This is a genomic window from Oryzihumus sp. (genome assembly GCF_036391795.1).
In the GTDB taxonomy this organism is placed as follows: Bacteria; Actinomycetota; Actinomycetes; order Actinomycetales; family Dermatophilaceae; genus Oryzihumus.
The window spans coordinates 1-4,934 of record NZ_DASVZH010000026.1; the positions used below are offsets into that span (position 1 = coordinate 1).

Annotated in this window: 6 protein-coding genes; all 6 read right to left on the reverse strand. The window is 72.6% G+C overall.

Features of this window, described 5'->3' with window-relative positions; all coding sequences use genetic code 11:
• The coding region (locus VF825_RS01095) for an aspartate-semialdehyde dehydrogenase (protein ID WP_414695738.1) at window positions 1-511 on the reverse strand (511 nt) is incomplete at its 3' end.
• Window positions 508-1,776 (reverse strand): aspartate kinase, encoded by a 1,269-nt coding sequence (locus VF825_RS01100; RefSeq protein WP_331109230.1) that lies wholly within the window; start codon window positions 1,774-1,776, stop codon window positions 508-510. The genes VF825_RS01095 and VF825_RS01100, both read right to left, overlap by 4 nt.
• A gap of 194 nt (window positions 1,777-1,970) precedes the next feature.
• On the reverse strand, window positions 1,971-2,525 hold the full coding sequence (locus VF825_RS01105; RefSeq protein WP_331109232.1) for a DUF5063 domain-containing protein: 555 nt from the start codon (window positions 2,523-2,525) through the stop codon (window positions 1,971-1,973).
• Complete coding sequence (gene recR, locus VF825_RS01110; protein WP_331109234.1) at window positions 2,518-3,117, reverse strand: recombination mediator RecR; 600 nt, start codon at window positions 3,115-3,117, stop codon at window positions 2,518-2,520. The genes VF825_RS01105 and recR overlap by 8 nt, the downstream gene beginning before the upstream one ends.
• Before the next feature lie 87 nt (window positions 3,118-3,204).
• Window positions 3,205-3,879 (reverse strand): lysophospholipid acyltransferase family protein, encoded by a 675-nt coding sequence (locus VF825_RS01115; protein WP_331109236.1) that lies wholly within the window; start codon window positions 3,877-3,879, stop codon window positions 3,205-3,207.
• Window positions 3,880-3,934: 55 nt separating this feature from the next.
• Complete coding sequence (locus VF825_RS01120) at window positions 3,935-4,765, reverse strand: hypothetical protein (protein ID WP_331109238.1); 831 nt, start codon at window positions 4,763-4,765, stop codon at window positions 3,935-3,937.
• Window positions 4,766-4,934 lie beyond the last annotated feature (169 nt).

Genomic DNA, 4,934 nt, shown 5'->3' on the forward strand with positions numbered 1-4,934 from the left:
GGTCGACGCCGGGCTGCCCGGCGCCCGAGGCCGCCTGGTAGGAGGCGACGACGAGCTCCTTGAGCTCCCAGCCGGCGTGGAGCGCGCCGAGGGCGTCCATCATCGTCAGGGTCGTGCAGTTGGGGTTGCTGATGATCCCCTTGGGCCGGTTGCGGACCTGGGCGGGGTTGACCTCGGGCACCACGAGCGGCACCTCGGGGTCCATGCGGAACGCCCCGGAGTTGTCGACCGCGACCGCGCCGCGCTCGACGGCGATCGGCGCCCACTGCGCCGACACCTCGTCGGGCACGTCGAACATGGCCACGTCGACGCCGTCGAAGACCTCGGGGGTCAGCTCCTGGACGACGACGTCCTGGCCCCGGACCTGCAGCACCTTGCCGGCCGAGCGGGCCGAGGCGACGAGGCGGATCTCGCCCCAGACGTCCTGGCGCTGGGACAGGATCTGCAGCATCACCGAGCCGACGGCACCGGTGGCGCCGACGACGGCCAGGGTGGGCTTGCGGGTGTTCATCGTCCAGTACCTCCGTAGACCACGGCCTCACCCTCGGCGGAGTCGAGGCCGAACGCCGTGTGCACCGCGCGCACGGCGTCGTCGAGCTGGTCGTCACGGGTGACGACCGAGATGCGGATCTCCGAGGTGGAGATCATCTCGATGTTGACGCCCGCGTCGGCGAGCGCCTGGAAGAACGTGGCTGACACGCCCGGGTGGGAGCGCATGCCGGCACCGACGAGCGAAAGCTTGCCGATGTGGTCGTCGTACTGCAGCGACGCGAACCCCACCGACTCCTGGACCGCCTTGAGCGCCTGCACCCCGTGCTGGCCGTCGGTCTTGGGCAGCGTGAAGGAGATGTCGGTCAGACCGGTCTCCACGGCGGAGACGTTCTGCACGATCATGTCGATGTTGACGCCGGCCTTGGCGCACGCCTGGAAGATCTCGGCCGCCTTGCCCGGGTGGTCCGGCACCCCCACGACGGTGATCTTGGCCTCGCTGCGGTCGTGCGCGACGCCGGCGATGATCGGGGCTTCCACGGATACTCCTTCTTCCGGGTCGATGATCCACGTGCCCTCGCGGTAGGAGAACGAGGACCTTACGTGGATCGGCATGCCGAAGCGGCGGGCGTACTCGACGCACCGCAGGTGCAGGATCTTGGCGCCCGACGCGGCCATCTCCAGCATCTCCTCGTTGGAGAGCCGGTCGATCTTGCGGGCGGCGGGGACGATGCGCGGGTCGGCGGTGAACACGCCGTCGACGTCGGTGTAGATCTCGCAGACGTCGGCCTCGAGCGCGGCCGCCAGGGCCACCGCCGTGGTGTCGGAGCCGCCGCGGCCCAGGGTCGTGATGTCCTTGCTGTCCTGGCTCACGCCCTGGAAGCCGGCCACGATCGCCACGTGCCCCTCGGCGAGGGCGGCACGGATGCGCCCGGGCGTCACGTCGATGATCCGCGCCTTGCCGTGCGTGGAGTCGGTGATGACGCCGGCCTGCGAGCCGGTGAACGAGCGGGCCTGGTGGCCGAGGTTGGCGATCGCCATCGCGACCAGGGCCATCGAGATGCGCTCGCCTGCGGTGAGGAGCATGTCCATCTCGCGGCCGGGCGGCAGCGGGCTGACCTCCTCGGCAAGGTCGAGCAGCTCGTCGGTGGTGTCACCCATCGCGGAGACCACGACGCAGACCTCGTTGCCGGCGCGGCGGGTCTCGACGATCCGCCGCGCGACGCGCTTGATGCTCTCGGCATCAGCCAGGGACGAACCGCCGTACTTCTGGACGATCAAGCTCAAGAGGAACTCCGGTTGGTCGTGCTGGCGGAGCGGCCAGTTTATCCGTCGCACCCTCGGGGATGGCCGGTGGCCGGATTCCGAGACTGCCCGGTATGCCGTGCCGGCACCTCCTGCTCCCAGCCGACCACCGGGCGGGAAACCCTCCGGTGACCACGCCCCGGCACCCCACAACCTCCGGTGGGCCGCCGATCGGGTCAGGGGTGGAGCGCGTCGAACTCGGCGTCGGCGACGGTCTCTTCGTCGGCGTCGAGCCGCACGTGCCGCAGCACGGTGTGCAGGACCCGCAGCGCACGGGTCGCGCTGTCGCCCCAGGAGGACAGGTAGCTGAACTGCCACCACCACAGGGCCTCGGTGACCCGGCCCGCCTCGATGTGCTGCAGGCCGTGGGCCAATGCCGAGGCGATCTCGCTGAGGTCGTTGCTCAGCGAGCCCGTGGCCACCTCGAGGCTGACCAGCGGGTCGACGAGGTGGGCGTACTCGTCCAGGCCCTCCAACAGGTTGGCCAGGCCCTGACGCAGCGGGTCGACGTCGGCCTCGGGGCCGGGGTCGGCCTCGAACCGGTCCTCGGGCACGACGTCGGTGATCGCGCCGAGCCGGGCGCCGGCCAGCGAGACCTGCGAGACGGCGAGCAGCAGCACGGGGATCGCGGTCTCCGGGGAGCTGCCGGAGGCGACCTCGGTGACGGCAGCCAGGTAGCTGCGGGCGTCCCGGGCGGTCTCCTCGCTGAGAAGGGTGAGCTCGTCAGACATCCAGCAGCCTCCTGCCCTCGAACGCCCGGCCCAGGGTGACCTCGTCGGCGTACTCCAGGTCGCCACCCACCGGCAGGCCCGAGGCGAGCCGGGTGACCCGCAGCCCCATCGGGCGCAGCAGCCGCGCGAGGTAGGTCGCGGTGGCCTCCCCCTCGAGGTTGGGGTCGGTGGCGATGATGATCTCGGTGACCTCGCCGCTGGCGAGGCGGGTCATGAGCTCCCGGATCCGCAGGTCGTCGGGGCCGACGCCCTCGATCGGGCTGATCGCGCCGCCGAGCACGTGGTAGCGGCCCCGGAACTCGCGCGTGCGCTCGATCGCCACGACGTCCTTCGGCTCCTCCACCACGCAGATCAGCGCGGGGTCGCGCCGGGGGTCGGCGCAGATGCGGCACTCCTCGGCCTGGGCGATGTTGCCGCAGGTGACGCAGAAGCAGACCTTGGCCTTGACCTCGGTCAGCGCGCTCACCAGCCGGGTGACGTCGGCCGGGTCGGCCTGGAGCAGGTGGAAGGCGATGCGCTGCGCGCTCTTGGGGCCCACGCCGGGCAGCCGGCCGAGCTCGTCGATCAGGTCTTGGACCACGCCTTCGTACACACCGTGAGCCTATGCCCTCGCCGTCACGCAGGGGTCACGGACACCCGGGCGGATGCGGCCCGCCTGCGCGGCGTCGCGACCCCGAAGTCAGGACGTGGGGGCGGCCGGGCGCTCGTTGTAGGTGCCGGCGAGCTCCTGCCCGGACAGCGCGTGGATCGCGGCCATGATCTCGTCGGTGACCTCGCGGCGGGCCCTGCCCTGCGGGACGCCGGCGTAGCGGTCGGCGAAGGACATCGGCTCCCCGAACTTCACGGTGACCCGGACCGGTCGGGGCAGGCGCGAGCCGACCGGCTGCAGCCGCTGGGTCCCCTCCAGCGCCACCGGCACGACCGGCACCCCGGCGGTCAGTGCGAGCCAGGCCACGCCGGTGCGGCCGCGGTAGAGCCGGCCGTCACGCGAGCGGGTGCCCTCGGGGTAGATGCCGAACGCCTCGCCCTGGCGGAGCACCTCGAGCGCCGCGTCCAGGGAGTCCTGCGCCGCGCGGGTGTCGTCCCGCTCGACGGGGATCATGCCCAGCGCGTTGAACCATGCCCGGGTGAGCGCCCCGCGGATGCCGGTGCCGGTGAAGTACTCCGCCTTGGCCAGGAACACGACGCGCCGCGGCGCCGTCAGCGGGATCACGACGCTGTCGATGAAGGACAGGTGGTTGCTGGCGAGGATGACGGCGCCGCGCCTGGGGACGTTGGCCTTGCCGATGACGCGGGGGCGGTAGATGGCGTGTGCCAGCGGGACCAGCACGAACCGGGTCACCGGGTAGAGCATTCGACCTCTTCTCGTCGCGGCACGCCCGACGACACGGACCTGTTGCAGCAGCAGGCTACTGGTCGAACTCCCCGATGACCGTCCCCCCGAGCACGCTCTGGATCACCGGCAGGCCGACCCCGCCGATGTCGGCGATGTCCTCGTCGTCAGCGCTGGCCGCGCTGTCGTCGGCCGGCTCCACCGCAGAGGTATGCCGGGTGCCCGCCTCGCGTGCCACGGCCTCCCGGGCTCGCTGCATCGGGCTGACCGTGGCGATCGGGGTGGGCTCGGGAGCCGGGTCGGGCGAGGAGAACTCGGCAGCGGAGCCGCCCGAGGCCGACGGGACGCTGGCCCAGTCCGGGGGCGGCGCGCTGGTGTCCCAGCCCTCGCCGGAGTCCTCGCCGCGACCGGGCGCGATGCCGGCGTCGTCGCGGGCCGAACGGGACGGGCCGGAGGGCTCATCCCAGCCGCCGGAGCCCGACGCCTGACGGGCGGGTGCGGCCTGGGCGGGCGAGGAGGCGGCCGGGCCTGCGGACGCCGACGACGAGCCACCGGAGACACCGGGAGCCGGTGCCCCTTCGGGGGTGGGGATGCCCTCGACGACCGCGTTGACGCCGAGCACCTCGACCAGCGCCTGGCGCACCAGCTCGGCGTGCTGGCCGCGCCGGAAGGTGTTGGCCAGGCCGATGGTGGAGATGCCGAGCAGCAGGCGCTGGCCGTCGTAGTCGAGGACCTGGGCGTGCTCGGACAGGAACGTCCACGTCGTGCGCTTGATGGAGAAGATCTTGGCGAGCACATCGGGCCACGACCGGCGGATCGCGTCGGTGTCGACGCCGCCCGGCATCGGCATCGAGGCCACCGGTGCGGGGGCCTCGGCGGCCTGCTCCACGGCCGGTCGCTCGGCCACCGGGCGCTCGGCCCCAGGGCGCTCCCCCACTGACCGGTCGGCGGCGGGACGCTCGGACCCAGACTGCTCGGACCCAGGGCGCTCGGGGGCAGAGCGCTGCGACGCAGCAGCGGCCGGCGCCGGCTCGCGCGAAGGTGCCGGCTGGTCGGCCGGGGGCTCCGGGCGGTCG